The organism is Pseudoalteromonas luteoviolacea CPMOR-1, from assembly GCF_001625685.1.
In the GTDB taxonomy this organism is placed as follows: Bacteria; Pseudomonadota; Gammaproteobacteria; order Enterobacterales; family Alteromonadaceae; genus Pseudoalteromonas; species Pseudoalteromonas luteoviolacea_K.
Window position 1 is genome coordinate 97,475 of sequence record NZ_AUYC01000046.1, and the last position, 13,377, is coordinate 110,851.

9 protein-coding genes are annotated in these 13,377 nt (G+C 41.1%); 4 read left to right on the forward strand and 5 right to left on the reverse strand.

Annotation, left to right across the window (positions count from 1 at the left end; all coding sequences use genetic code 11):
* Nucleotides 1-7 precede the first annotated feature (7 nt).
* Together N473_RS19245 and N473_RS19250 are read right to left on the reverse strand one after the other, a co-directional pair.
* On the reverse strand, nt 8-2,335 hold the full coding sequence (locus N473_RS19245) for a GH92 family glycosyl hydrolase (RefSeq protein ID WP_231099602.1): 2,328 nt from the start codon (nt 2,333-2,335) through the stop codon (nt 8-10).
* Between the two features lie 185 nt (nt 2,336-2,520).
* Nucleotides 2,521-3,792, reverse strand: coding sequence for a sugar MFS transporter (locus tag N473_RS19250; protein WP_063369319.1), 1,272 nt, complete (start codon nt 3,790-3,792; stop codon nt 2,521-2,523).
* Between the two features lie 239 nt (nt 3,793-4,031).
* Between N473_RS19250 and N473_RS19255 the strand changes: the two genes are divergently transcribed.
* The 3 genes from N473_RS19255 (at nt 4,032) to N473_RS19270 (ending at nt 7,671) form a co-directional block, all read left to right on the forward strand.
* The gene (locus N473_RS19255) at nt 4,032-5,222 is read left to right on the forward strand and encodes an AGE family epimerase/isomerase (RefSeq protein WP_063369381.1); all 1,191 of its coding nucleotides are present in this window, start codon (nt 4,032-4,034) and stop codon (nt 5,220-5,222) included.
* Nucleotides 5,222-6,172: a carbohydrate kinase family protein gene (locus tag N473_RS19260; RefSeq protein ID WP_063369320.1), complete on the forward strand. Its 951-nt coding sequence runs from the start codon at nt 5,222-5,224 to the stop codon at nt 6,170-6,172. Before N473_RS19255 ends, N473_RS19260 begins: the two co-directional genes overlap by 1 nt.
* A gap of 404 nt (nt 6,173-6,576) precedes the next feature.
* Nucleotides 6,577-7,671: an MBL fold metallo-hydrolase gene (locus N473_RS19270; RefSeq protein ID WP_063369322.1), complete on the forward strand. Its 1,095-nt coding sequence runs from the start codon at nt 6,577-6,579 to the stop codon at nt 7,669-7,671.
* Between the two features lie 47 nt (nt 7,672-7,718).
* Here the strand turns inward: N473_RS19270 and rnd are convergent, their stop codons facing one another.
* The 3 genes from rnd to N473_RS19285 form a co-directional block, all read right to left on the reverse strand.
* Nucleotides 7,719-8,849: a ribonuclease D gene (rnd, locus tag N473_RS19275; RefSeq protein WP_063369323.1), complete on the reverse strand. Its 1,131-nt coding sequence runs from the start codon at nt 8,847-8,849 to the stop codon at nt 7,719-7,721.
* Between the two features lie 51 nt (nt 8,850-8,900).
* Nucleotides 8,901-10,550, reverse strand: a complete 1,650-nt coding sequence (gene fadD / locus N473_RS19280; RefSeq protein WP_063369324.1) for a long-chain-fatty-acid--CoA ligase FadD — start codon at nt 10,548-10,550, stop codon at nt 8,901-8,903.
* 118 nt (nt 10,551-10,668) lie between these two features.
* Complete coding sequence (locus N473_RS19285) at nt 10,669-11,544, reverse strand: alpha/beta fold hydrolase (protein ID WP_081221285.1); 876 nt, start codon at nt 11,542-11,544, stop codon at nt 10,669-10,671.
* A 129-nt stretch (nt 11,545-11,673) separates the two neighbouring features.
* On the opposite strand from N473_RS19285, the gene N473_RS19290 reads away from it, so the two are divergent.
* Nucleotides 11,674-12,966: an alkaline phosphatase gene (locus tag N473_RS19290; protein WP_063369325.1), complete on the forward strand. Its 1,293-nt coding sequence runs from the start codon at nt 11,674-11,676 to the stop codon at nt 12,964-12,966.
* Nucleotides 12,967-13,377: the final 411 nt, after the last annotated feature.

A 13,377-nucleotide genomic window follows, 5' to 3' on the forward strand; every position in this document is an offset into this window, starting at 1 on the left:
TTCATGCTTAGTTGTACTCCGACATTGACGGCGGACGAGCACTGATCTCGCTACCCCAAGCTTTGTTTGGTTTATCGCTCATTACATACTTAAGTTCGCCACCTGCCATAATATCAGCATGGGTTAGATAGTTACGTTTAAGCGGCTTACCATTGAGACTAACTGACTGAATGTACTTATGCGTTTTGCTTAAGCCCTTCGCAGTCGTTGTGAAAGTCTTACCATTAGCCAGTTTTAACGTGACTTTAGGTGTTTGCGGTGCACCAATCGCATACGACAAATCACCCGGTGCCACTGGATAGAAACCCATCGCAGAGAAAATATACCACGCTGACATCTGACCTACATCATCATTGCCCGCAAGGCCATCTGGCTTATCAGAGCTTAATGTATCCATTATTTGGCGAATACGCTCTTGTGTACGCCAAGGTTTACCCGCATAGTTGTAAAGATAAGCAATGTGGTGACTCGGCTCATTACCATGTGCGTAGTTACCGATTAAGCCAGCAATATCTTCGTGTTCTTTGATCATATCTGCTGATAAATGCGTATCGAACAAATCATCTAAGCGCTTTTCAAATGCATCATCGCCACCCATCAAATCAATTAGGCCTGCAACATCGTGCGGTACGTAGAAGCTGTACTGCATCGAGTTACCTTCAGTAAATGCGCCCATATACTTTGCTTCATATGCATTAAAGTCAGGATTCCAGTTACCTTTAGTATCACGACCACGCATGAACTTAGTTTCAGGATCAAACACGTTTCTGTAACTCATTGCACGCGCATAATAATCTTTAGCAAGCTCTGTTTTACCCATCGCTTCAAACATACGTGCAATAGCATAATCATCGTACGCATACTCTAGTGTAATAGAGACTGATTCTGGTAATACATCCATAGGTACGTAGCCGTACTTTTTATATTCAGGGATGGCATCATACACCTTGTTATTTGCCGTGTTCGTGATCGCTTCAACCGCCAAGTCAATGTCATAGTCACGAATACCTTTTAGATAAGCATCTGCAATGACAGATACCGCATGATAACCAATCATTGTCCATGTCTCGTGCGCATGGAAAGACCAGATAGGTAACATTTTTTCGTAGCTCTGTTGATAGTGAACTAACATTGATTGGATCATACCCGATACACGATCTGGATCGATGTACGTCAGTAATGGGTGAAGTGCACGGTAAGTATCCCAAAGAGAGAATAATGTATAGTGTTCAAAGCCTTTACCATCGTGGATCTCACCGTCAACACCTCGGTATTGACCATTTACGTCTTGGTAAATGCTTGGTGCTTGTAATGCATGATACAACGCTGTGTAGAACTGACGCTTTTCAGATACTGTACCTTCTACATCCACTTTGTCTAAGTAATTAGCCCACAGCTGCTTTGACTCAGCACGTACTTTATCAAAGTCCCAATGCGGGATTTCAGCATTTAAGTTTTCAAGTGCATTTGAACGACTCACCGCTGACAAGCCAACTTTAACGTAAAGCGGCTTGTCTTTTAGACCATCGAAAGACGCAACAAACTTCACGGCTTTACCTGCGGTCATTTTGACAGCTTTGTTTTCAATCGTTGAGTGCTTTTGCTTGGTATTTAGACAGTTCATACATCTATAACGCATGTTGTCTTCGTTGATGAACTCATAGTCATCGATTGGCTGTGAAAATTGAATTGCAAAGTACATTTGTCGATTGCGCGCCCAGCCATTGGTCGCACGGTAAGCAACTAGCGTTCTGTCATCAACTTTACGAATGTCACTCCAAATAACTTTGTTCTCAAAGTTATAAATTGAGCTGGTTAAATCAAATAAAACATGGCCGTCATCATGACTATTGAAAGTATACTTATGCATACCTACACGTGTCGTTGCTGTGAGCTCAGCTGTCACATCGTAGTCTTGTAGTTCAACGCCGTAGTACCCTGGCTCAGACCACTCTTTATCGTGAGAAAAGCGTGAACGGTAACCCGTATCAGGCTTTTCAGCAGTGCCCGCTGTTAGTTTGACATCACCGGTAATTGGCATCACAAGCAAGTCACCCAAGTCAGAGTGGCCAGTACCTGAGAAATGCGTATGAGAGAAACCTACTATCGTATGATCATCATAGTGATAACCTGCACAGCGCTTGTATATTTCTGGTTGTGGTGAAACGCCGCGCATAGGATTATCAGTATCAGGACTTAATTGGACCATACCGAATGGAACAACTGCACCAGGGAATGTATGACCATCTCCGCCAGTACCAATAAATGTATCAACCCACTGCGTGTTTGATTCGCTTGCTACACTTACCGACGAAACTGAGGTAAGTGACAACATAGCTGCAGCCCAAATAGAGCGATGCATGTGCCTCTCCTTTATTCTAAATTATGATTGGATCGTTCCAACTGGGTTTAATATACAACGTCTATGAATACGTATTCAATACTTATGAGATAGAAATTTATAAATTTAAGTTAAAAAAGGCAAGTGAACACTTGCCTTATTAGAAAGAAGTTTGCGCGTTACGCTATTTTGTCATGCCATTGCTTTGATAGTTTTACGACATTTAAGCCATACCAAGCTATGAAAATGTAGCAAACAAGTGGCACAATGAAACTGATTTGAATATGCATTGTATCTGCTACAACCCCTTGTAATAGCGGAATAATAGCACCACCAACAATGGCCAAACACAACCAACCTGAACCTTTACTTGTCAGTGAACCAAGACCTTCAATAGCAGTTGTAAAAATTGTTGGGAACATAATAGAGTTAAACAAACCAATTGCTAACACTGACACCATGGCAACATTACCTTCAGTTAGCATGGTCGCTGCCAACAACAGCATGACAATTACTGAGTTGAATACCAATGCTTTTGAAGGCGCCACATATTTAAGTGCTTGGGAGCCAATAAAGCGACCAACCATTGCCCCACCCCAATAATAACCAAGCAATTTAGCCGCTGTTGGCGCATCCAAACCGCCGATATGCTCTTCAGCAAAATAGTTAACGATAAAACTGCCAATCGACACCTCTGCACCGACATAACAAAATATAGCGACAACCCCCATCATTAAATGCGGCGCCTCTTTTAAGTTTTTACCTTTGACTTTACAGTCTTCAGTTTCGATATGCGCTTCGATTGTTGGTAGCTTCAAAAACGCAAACACGACCGCGATTGCAAGCAAACAACCTGCAATGACCAAGTACGGTACTTTGACAGAATCAGCATTAGCAGCTTCGACCACCGCCGCACTGCCCGCACCAAATAACAACATGCCGCCTGCAATTGGGCCTAAAGTTGTGCCCAATGAGTTAAGTGCTTGCGCCAAATTTAAACGGCTAGATGCGGTTTTAGGTGCGCCTAGCGCTGCAACATATGGGTTAGCTGACACTTGTAAAATAACAATACCAGACGCCATCACAAATAAGGCGGTTAAGAATACCCAGTATTGATGCACAATCACTGCTGGATAAAACAGTAAACACCCCGCAGCGGCAACGACAAGACCAATGATAATCCCTTTTTGATAACCTAATCGCTTAACTAAATTACCGGCGGGAAGAGAAACAACGAAGTAGGCAATAAAGAAGCAAAACTGGATTAACATCGCTTCTGTGTAGTTTAAGTCAAAAACGCTTTTTAATCTCGGGATTAAAACATCGTTAAATACCGTAATAAAACCCCATAAAAAGAACAGGGTTGTCATTGCAGCAAGCGGAAAAAAGTAGTTTTTTTCGTTGTTCTGGGCGCCTGCTGCAAAGCTTTGATTCATGTTGATTTCACTCACTCGGATTACTCCATGTTAAAGGATGTAATGATTCTACACATTGTTACAAGAAAATCACAAATGTTTTATTGGATCGTTCCATTATTTTTTTTAAGATGCTACAGTAAATGAATAAATGAGAAAATAACGGTCAATACATCAAATAAAATAAGCTCAGGTAAACAATGCGCATTTTTTCGCACTTTTATGATGCTTATAACCTATTGACCGCTACGCGATTTGAGAGTGGAGCACAAATAATGTCGCTAGATTTTAAAAGTAGAGATTTTTTACAGCAACATATTGATAAAACCATGGCGTTCTATCATCCGAGGTGCGTAGACAACAAGGGTGGGTTTTATCAGTTTTTCAAGGACAACGGTGACATTTATGATGACAACACTCGTCATCTTGTTTCTAGCACGCGCTTTGTTTTTAACTATGCCATGGCCTATATCAACACGGATAAAACGGAATATCTGGAATTAGTCCAACACGGTTTAGATTATTTAGAAAAGGCCCACAAGCAAGAAAACGGCGGATATGCTTGGCTTATCGAAAATGGCGAGGCAAGCGATCTCACTAACCATTGTTATGGTCTTGCATTTGTATTGCTTGCAAATGCGATGGCTGTAAAAGCCGGTATCAACTCAGCAAAAGACACTATCGAGCAAGTCTGGTCACTATTAGAAGAAAAATACTATGACTCAGCATTTGGCTTATACCTAGATGAGTTTAACGCCAACTTTACAGAAGCAGATAAGTATCGCGGTCAAAACGCAAACATGCATATGTGTGAAGCGCTACTAATGTGTTTTGAAGCAACCAATGATAACAAGTTTTTAGACCGCGCTTATACACTTGCCCACAATATGACAGTAAGACAGGCAAACTTAGCGGATGGTCTAGTTTGGGAGCATTACAACAGCAATTGGGAAATCGATTGGGATTATAACAAAGAGAACCCTAAACATTTGTTTAGACCGTGGGGATTCCAGCCAGGTCACCAAACAGAATGGACCAAACTGCTGCTTATCTTAAATAGACACAAAGCAGAAGCATGGATGGTAGACAAGGCTAAGTTCTTATTTGATCAGGCGCTTGCGCATGCGTGGGACAAAGAGCATGGCGGAATTTGCTATGGCTTCGCACCAGATAAAAGCATTTGTGATGGCGACAAATATTTCTGGGTTCAAGCAGAAAGCTTTGCCGCAGCTGCCCTGCTAGCACTAGAGACTCAAGATGAGCAATATTGGCAATGGTATGAGAAAATCTGGCAATACAGCTGGGATAATATGATCGACCATAAATATGGCGCTTGGTATCGAATTCTCACGCAAGACAACCGCAGTTACAGTGATGAAAAGAGCCCCGCAGGTAAAACTGATTACCACACGATGGGTGCCTGTTACGAAGTGTTAAGAGCATATAATTTGAGAGAGAATGGCTAATGAGTGTTGTTTGTTTTGGTGAAGCGCTAATAGATTTCTTGTCCGACGGTGGCACACCTGAATCTTTCACAAAATATGCAGGCGGCGCGCCAGCAAATGTCTCTGTCGCTGTTGCAAAGCAAGGCGTAGAAAGCACATTTTGTGGCATGTTAGGCGATGACATGTTTGGTCACTTTTTAAAAGACGAGCTATCGGGTCATCAGGTAAATACTCAATTTGTAAAATTTACCTCTGAAGCAAAAACAGCGCTGGCTTTTGTCTCACTAGATAGCGAGGGCGAGCGAAGCTTTAGCTTTTATAGACCACCTGCTGCCGATTTACTTTTCCGTGCAGAAGATTTCGAAGACAACATGTTTGAGCAAGGCACAATTTTACACGTCTGTTCAAACAGTCTGACAGAAAAAAACATCTACCTCAGCACAGTGACTGCTTTGGAAAAGGCAAAGCAACACGGTTTAATCAAAAGTTTCGATATGAATTTGCGAGAAAACCTGTGGCCATCAAAGAATCATTGCCTTGATAGAATCTGGCATATTATGTCGCAATCTGATGTAGTCAAACTCTCCAAAGAAGAGTTGATATTCTTAAATACGCATGCGCATCCATCTAAAGATGAACAAAATACCATAGAAGCGATACTCTCTAGCCAAGTTAAGCTATTGATCATCACAGACGGTGCAAATGATATTCGTTATTTTACAGCGCAATTTTCTGGTTACATTACACCACCCAAAGTGAATGCTGTAGATACAACTGCTGGTGGCGACGCATTTGTTGGTGGTTTGCTGGCAGATATGACAAGGAAACTATCTCAAACTTCATTCATGGACATTGTAAGTTGTGAAGCTAAAATATTGGATTTATTGAACTTTTCAGCCAAATGTGGCGCATATGCTGTCACGAGATATGGCTCATTTTCATCGCTTCCAAGTCACCACGACATAGACTAAACAAATTTCCTAAGTGTGAGACAGGCTCACGGAAGAGCCTATTTAGCTTCTAGACATGCACTAAATACTCATTATAAAACCAAAAAACGATTGGCCCGCATATCAACCACCCGATTAGAAAAGGTTTAAAAAAACCGATTCGATTCGCGTCTAGTTCCTCTACTACAGAGTCATACTGAGAGGTTTTAACAGGAAACACTTTTCGATACATTTTAAATATTGCGAGCCCTATTAAAAAAGGTACTATTATCAGCGAGAAAAACAATAATACTGCGTACCAGGTTTCGTCTGAAACTCGTTCCATAACACTCCCATAGTGACTTGATGTTAATTAACGTTTTAGTAGTTAACGCAATTTCAGGATAGAGACAGACATCACTAAATACAATAAGAAATTTATATCTATGATAAACAAATACCTACCACTTCCTCTGTGCTTACTAATAGCGGGATGTGCGTCACAAAATAATGTAAATCGTTTGGAACCGACGAAAGACATCAAATACAAAGTCACGGAAGGGTATACGCACCAGTTTGCCAATACTTATAAGATGCCTGAAGATTATCCCTATACTTGTAAGGACAATTGCTACCCTAAAAGCCAAGAGATCCAGTGCGAGAATGACATGGAACGCTGCCAGTATGTCGGCCAAAACCCTGTCCTTTCAAATGGTTCAGAAAATACGTTCGAAGTTAGATGGTTAGGTCACGCCAGCTTCTCTGTTACAACACCTAGTGGTGAAACCATACTGATTGATCCTGTTACAGGCCAATTTGACTGGCCCGTTGATTGGGCATTTGTTCATTTGGCAGGTGGCTTTTATCGAACAGAGCCCAACGCATATAGCAAACAAACACTTGAATCCACGCAAGCGGTCGTCTACTCACACATTCACTATGATCATTTCAATAAGTCCGATATTGAAAGCATTGGCAATCATCCAACCTATCTAACCCCATTAAACTTTGCAGATTACTTTCCTAAGGGTGGTTACAATATTGTCGAAATGCCTTGGTTCACACAGTATGACATTGGTAAGACAAACGTTCACTTTGTGCCAGCGCACCACTTTAGCAGCCGTATTGTGGTTCCCATGATCACAAGTGATGATGATGAAACGCTGTGGGGAGGCTGGGTCTTCGAAAGTGAAGGCAGGAAGTTATTTTACGCCGGTGATACCGGTTATTCTGCACACTTCAAAGATATTCATAACCAATATGGTGATATGGACGTCTGCTTGATACCGATTGCGTCTTATCATCATGAAAAGCACGGTAAGTGGTATAGAAATGTCCATTTAACGCCGGAGGATGCGCTTATTGCTGCTGATGAGCTAAACTGCGGAATAATGATCCCTTGGGGACACGGTAATATGAGTTGGAAAATGGGAGACCATACATCCCACTCTGCACTATTCCGTCTTTTACATATGAAAGAGGAACTAAAAACGCGCACGCCACTGTATATATTAAACGAGGGTGAGCACGCTAAACTGTGACTCAATAAATAGAGCGAAGCCTTGCTTCGCTCTACCAAAGCAAGAAGCTAGACTTCCCACTTTTTCAATGCATCACCGATAAGTTGCTTACGCCAGCCTTGGAATAAGTCTGGTTTTATCATCACTTCACGCTCTTTAGCGCTCAGCTTCCAGTTCCAACTGATCACCTGGTTAATTTGTTTTTTTGATGCAATCACATCTACTGGTAAATCAAACTTTTTAGCAACATCCGTAATATCTGACTTAATCTCTTTGGCTGCCTTTTTATACTGGGCAAAATCAATAAGTCTTTTCACTTTTGAAGGAAGCACATCATCAGCAACGGCTTTGCCAACCTCAATACACGCTAAAATTTCTTTGCCAGAACGGTTTACTTCCATGGCTTCAACTTCAGGAATATTTCTCATGCTCGACAAAGAACTTGGACGACGTTTGGCAATTTCAACCATGTTGAGCTCTTTTAAAATGAAATTAACAGAGATGTTCTTTTTCTCTGCTTTATTCATGCGCCACGCTGCCAGCTCTCTCAATACGGCAAGGTCACGCCCTCTCAGCTGCCAAACATTTTTAATATTCAGGTAAAGGTATTCATCAGGTGTTCTAAATGCGCGCTTTTTAGCAATTAATTCACTTTCAGATATAACGATATCAAAAAGCTGCTTATCCTTAATTTTTTGAATTAGCTGTTCAAAACAAGGTAAAAGATAAAATACATCAGCCGCAGCATACTCTAGCTGCTTGTCAGATAATGGACGTTTCAGCCAATCTGTACGTGACATACTTTTATCAATTTCTACATCCAGCAGGTTTTTAACCATGTTTGCAAAGCCAACACAATTACCCTCGCCTAAAAGCTGTAATGCAAACTGTGTATCAAATAACGGTGAAGGAACAATACCACCAAACTTTTGAAATACTTCAATGTCTTCGGAAGGAGAATGGATAACTTTTATCACTTCTTGCGAAGTAAACAGTGCCCATAAAGCTGAAAAGTCCATGTCAATTAATGGATCAATTAAAGCGAGATGCGTGCCATCAAATACTTGAAATAACGCACTTTCCGGATAAAGCGTTCTACGACGCATAAATTCAGTATCTATTGCTAAAATTTTACTTGAAGAAATGAGATTAACAAACTCATCTAGCTCAGCTTGATTTTGAATAAACTGGTACTGCACATTGACTCCTTCGCTTTTAGCGAAAAAAAACCGGCTGCTGCCGGTTTTTCATTATTTTAACGCCCTACGTAATATCTTACCCACGTTCGTTTTTGGTAATTCATCTCTGAACTCGACCATTTTTGGAACTTTGTAGTTTGTTAGGTTTTCACGACAATGCGCTATTATATCTTTTTCTGACAAAGATTGGTCTTTTCTGACAACAAAAACTTTGACCTGTTCGCCACTTACTTCATGAGGTACACCTACAGCGGCAACTTCAAGTACACCATCATGACTTGCGACCACCTCTTCAATCTCATTTGGAAAGACGTTAAAGCCAGAAACCAAAATCATGTCTTTTTTACGGTCAACAATGTAGAAGAAGCCTTCATCATCATAAGTTGCAATGTCACCCGTTGCAAACCAACCATCCTGCAAGCATTCAGCCGTTGCGTCTGGTCGGTTATAATAACCCGCCATCACTTGAGGGCCTTTGACTAGTAGTTCACCAGGTTCACCCTTAGGTGCTTCGTCACCATTTTCTAGGATAACTTTTAAGTCTGTACTTGGTGCAGGTAAACCAATCGAGCCGTTATAACCTTCTAGATCTAAAGGACAAATTGTCACAAGCGGTGCACACTCAGTTAAGCCGTAGCCCTCTAATAAACGTGAGTTTGTTACCGATTGCCAACGTTCCGCAACAGGACGCTGAACGGCCATGCCGCCACCTAAAGACACCTTTAGTTTTGAAAAATCTAACTGCGCAAAACCATCCGTATTTAATAGGCCATTAAACAGCGTATTCACACCCGTAATCACCGTAAACGGATACTTAGCTAAATCTTTGACAAAACCCGCCATATCACGCGGGTTGGTGATCAGAATATTATGACCACCGTATTTCATGAAGGTTAAGCAATTCGCAGTCAATGCAAATATGTGATAAAGCGGCAGTGCCGTCACCACAACTTCCTTACCTTTGTCTAATACTTTATCTAGGCAACCAGAAACCTGCTCAAGGTTAGCAACCATGTTACCGTGAGTTAGCATTGCACCTTTAGACACACCTGTCGTGCCACCGGTATATTGCAAAAATGCCAAGTCATTTTGACCCACTTCAGGCTTTTTATAGCCATTCGGATCCGAACTCATTACATTTGCGAATGGGATAGCTGATGGTAAGTTGTAAGCCGGAACCATCTTTTTGACTTTTTTAACTACAAAGTTCACTAAGTGCTTTTTCACACCACCCAGCAAATCGCCAATCTGAGTTAAAACGATGTGTTTAACAGGCGTTGATGGTAATGCTTTTTCTAGCGTGCTTGCAAAGTTAGCCAAAATAAAAATAGCTTTGGCCTCAGAGTCATTTAATTGATGCTCCAATTCTCTAACTGTGTAAAGCGGGTTGACGTTTACAACCGTACAACCAGCTCTCAACACACCTAAAATTGTAATTGGCGTTTGCAATAAGTTTGGCATCATAACCGCAACTTTATCGCCTTTACCAAGTTTAAGTGTGTTTTGAATGTAACTTGCAACCGACTTAGTTGCCTCATCAATTTCTTTATACGTCAGTGTTTTGCCCATATTCGAATAAGCGGGTAACTGAGCATAATTGGTGAAACATTCATCTATTAATTCTAGCAGCGAGTTGTAGTGTTCTGGATCAATCGTTGCCGGCATGCCTTCTGGATAGCGCTTTAGCCAGATTTTTTCCACTCTTAGCTCCTGTATTCTCGTTCTTTTTTTACATTAACCTTAAAGCAAATAAGGCACTTAAACAATTGAGTAAATACTCTAACTGAGGGATATTCCCATATTTAAAGCAAAGTTACAATCAACAAAGCGCCTGCTTTTCAAGATGTTTAATGATCTCATTCAGAATCTCACGGGGATATTGCATATGGCAATGATGCCCCCCAGACACTTTGGAAACGCTAAGTTTATCAAAACATGGAAGAAATTTTTTCATGTTATCACGCATTTGAGCATATCCTTCGTCTGGTAAGATAAGCATAGTGTCTACTGAAATATTATCTAATAAACTCATTGCTTGTTCTTGATTTAATCTTATCGTTGATGGCAACTTTAATTTTGGATCCGAGCTTAGCGTGTACCGGCCTTGCTCTTCAAGTATGTTTCGCGCCATCAAAGTCTCGGCAATGGTGTCGTCGAAGCCACCCACTTTCGCCCTTGCCTTAATCATAGAGTGCTTGTCATCAAACCAGCGTTTATCTTGATTAGATAATTTTAGCCGCGCTTCAAACGCTTTAATCAAATTGGCTTTTGCATGTTGATGACCCTGATATATGAGCCCAATACCGTCTATTAAGTTCAACGACTGAACATAGTTCGGAAAAGTGCTGGACAACAGGTTGGCGATAAGTGCCCCCATAGAGTGACCTACAAAATGCGCGCTTTTTATATCAATAACCGTCATAAAACGTATGACGTCATAAAGATATTCAACGAAGTAGTATTGCGCATCTTCCGATCTCCAAGCAGAGCGTCCGTGGCCCGGCAAATCGAGCAAGTACCATGTGTACTTGTCTAACTCTGCTTCGCTCAACATCTCAGCCATTGGTTGAAAACTGTTACTATTATCTAGCCAACCGTGCAAGCAAACGACTGCTTGAGCGCCACTTCCCATTTGTTGCCAAGCAAAGCCCTCTTTAAAATTGTCTTTCATCTCATTTTTTTTATTAATCAGCATTTATTGATATTCTTCACAAACACATTTAGTTAAGATCATACGCGATAAAATCTAGACGCCTAAGCAAATAATTAATTCAATTATGACATGTAGCGTTTAAATCAAACACGGGAATTCAAAGGAAAAACTATGTCACGCAAAATTTCGGCAGTTGCAGCGGCAATTTCACTGATGGCAACAAGCCAAGTGTACGCTGCACCAAAAAATATCATTTACATGATCGGTGACGGCATGGGTCCAGCATACACAACTGCGTATCGATACTACAAAGATGACAAAACAACAAAAGTAGTAGAGCCCACAGTATTTGACTCAATTTTAGTTGGTATGGCGCACACATACCCAGACGATAACACGGTTGTGACAGACAGTGCTGCTGGTGCAACCGCCCTGAGCACCGCAACAAAGAGTTATAATGGCGCCATTGCAGTAGACACAAAAAAGAAACCACTAAAAACCATGCTGCAAATGGCCAAAGAACAAGGCATGACCACGGCGCTTGTTGCAACGTCCCAAATTAACCATGCAACGCCAGCAAGCTTTGCAGCACATAACGAATCACGTCGTAACTATGATGAAATCGCCAACGATTACGTAGACGTTAAAATTGCGGGTAAGCTTCCAGTCGACCTCATGCTAGGTGGTGGCACGCAATACTTTATAAGAGAAGACCGAAATATCGTCTCTGAATTCCAGCAAGCTGGCTATCAATATGTTGACAACCTCAGCAACCTTGACGCAGTCAACCGCATCCCAGCAATCGGCTTGTTTGCCGAGCGAGGTATGGCCCATGCAATCGACGAGCACCCGCTTAGACTTACTCGAATGACTGACAAAGCGCTTTCTTTACTTGAAAAAGACAATAATAAAGAAGGCTTCTTTATTATGATAGAAGGCAGCCAGATAGATTGGTGCGGTCACGCAAATGATATTGCTTGTGCGATGAAAGAAATGGATGATTTCGCCCACTCAATTGAGCTTGCAAAAGCCTACGTTGATAACAACCCAGATACACTGTTAGTTATCACCGCAGATCACTCTACCGGTGGATTAACACTGGGTGCTGACGGTGACTATAAATGGGAGCGAGACGTTGTTGCTAATGTTAAAGCGTCAGTGAAAACCATCACTAAAAAGCTCAAAGCAAGCAAAAATATCAAACAAGACTGGACTGCCCTTACTGGTCTAGCTTACACATCTGAAGTCGCGCAAGCGCTTAAAGAAGCCAAAGCTGAAAGTGACAAAGCGCTGTACAAGGCTATCAATGAATTGATTAATGAGGCCAGTTATACCGGCTGGACCACAGGGGGTCATACTGCGATTGACGTTCAAGTATTTGCTCACGGTAAAGGTCGTGAACACTTCATAGGCTCTCAAAACAATACACAAATTGCAGAAAAGCTCATTTCCTTTATTGAATAATTGCTTTTCTGATAGAAAATTAAAGCGGCTGCAAATAAGCAGCCGTTTTGATTTAAAACCGCTTCTAATTAAGCTATCGAGAAGAAGTATTAGATTTATATCTGTATAAATTCATGATATTACAGATGCATGATTAGGTGTTTAAATTAAAAATCAAAAAATAAAAATTTTCTTGCTGTTACCCTATATAATCAACATTTAGACAATGCGTCTAATTTACAAGTAGCCCAGAATACGTACTACCAACTCTACACATTAACATTGAATGTTAACTTTTTACGGTCTTGATGATTAGATCTGTACACCCTTTGAAGGTATAACAATTTATGCTGAACCCTAACAATCAGGCAGCTCTAGTTTGTTCATAGTCTCGATTGCTTTTACTATGAGCATGGCTTCAATGTATTATTG

Excerpts from the sequence above, each read along its gene's own strand:
- N473_RS19270 (WP_063369322.1), top strand. The coding sequence starts at position 6,577 with ATGATAAACAAATACCTACCACTTCCTCTGTGCTTACTAATAGCGGGA.
- N473_RS19260 (WP_063369320.1), top strand. The coding sequence starts at position 5,222 with ATGAGTGTTGTTTGTTTTGGTGAAGCGCTAATAGATTTCTTGTCCGAC.
- N473_RS19255 (WP_063369381.1), top strand. The coding sequence starts at position 4,032 with ATGTCGCTAGATTTTAAAAGTAGAGATTTTTTACAGCAACATATTGAT.
- N473_RS19285 (WP_081221285.1), bottom strand. The coding sequence starts at position 11,544 with ATGCTGATTAATAAAAAAAATGAGATGAAAGACAATTTTAAAGAGGGC.
- N473_RS19290 (WP_063369325.1), top strand. The coding sequence starts at position 11,674 with ATGTCACGCAAAATTTCGGCAGTTGCAGCGGCAATTTCACTGATGGCA.
- N473_RS19245 (WP_231099602.1), bottom strand. The coding sequence starts at position 2,335 with ATGTTGTCACTTACCTCAGTTTCGTCGGTAAGTGTAGCAAGCGAATCA.